Origin of the sequence: Dietzia sp. DQ11-38-2 (assembly GCF_014145055.1) — a bacterium.
Taxonomy (GTDB): Bacteria; Actinomycetota; Actinomycetes; order Mycobacteriales; family Mycobacteriaceae; genus Dietzia.
Window position 1 is genome coordinate 1 of record NZ_JAALDW010000441.1, and the last position, 756, is coordinate 756.

A 756-nucleotide genomic window follows, 5' to 3' on the forward strand; every position below is an offset into this window, starting at 1 on the left:
ACCCTGGGGTCGATCCAGGCGTCGCCCGCACCGACGTAGCGCGGGTGGGCGGTGAGACGCTCGGTCAGTGCCCACCCCGCCGCCGCCAGGTCGGCGGTCAGCCCCTCGAGATGCGGCCACGGCCGCTCGGGGTTGACGTGATCGGGTGTCAGCGGGGAGATGCCGCCCAGGTCGTCCACCCCCGCGCCGATGAGAGCCAGCACCTCCCCCCGGTCCACCAGATTCGGCGGGGCCTGGACGGCGACCCGCGGGTCGAGCACCAGGCGCGCGACGGCGATCGCGGCGAGGAACTCGCCGGTGTCCGCGTCGGCCGAGTCGCGCATGGCGGTGTCGGGCTTGGCCCGGAAATTCTGGACGATCACCTCCTGGAGGTGTCCGAACTCCCTGGCCAGTCCGGCCAACGCGAGCAGACTCTCGGCCCGTTCGGTCCAGTTCTCCCCGATACCGACCAGGATCCCCGAGGTGAACGGCACCGCGAGACGCCCGGCGTCGGTCAGGGTCCGTAGCCTCACCGCGGGGTCCTTGTCCGGGCTGCCGTGGTGGCACGCACCCGGGGTGGTGAACAGCCTTGTGGCGGTGGTCTCGAGCATCATCCCCATCGACGGTGCGACCGGCTTGAGCATGGACATCTCCGACCAGCTCATCACCCCGGGGTTGAGATGCGGCAGCAGCCCCGTCTCCTCCAACACCCGGATGGCCATGGCCCTGACGTAGTCCAGGGTCGAGGAGAAGCCGCGCGACTCGAGCCACTCCCTC

The 756-nt window shown here is 70.9% G+C and carries 1 protein-coding gene; it reads right to left on the bottom strand.

Annotated features, from left to right (window positions below; translation table 11 throughout):
* Positions 1 to 756, bottom strand: a 756-nt coding sequence (cofG, locus tag G6026_RS17520; RefSeq protein ID WP_241728095.1) for a 7,8-didemethyl-8-hydroxy-5-deazariboflavin synthase CofG, incomplete at both ends; no start/stop codon positions are given.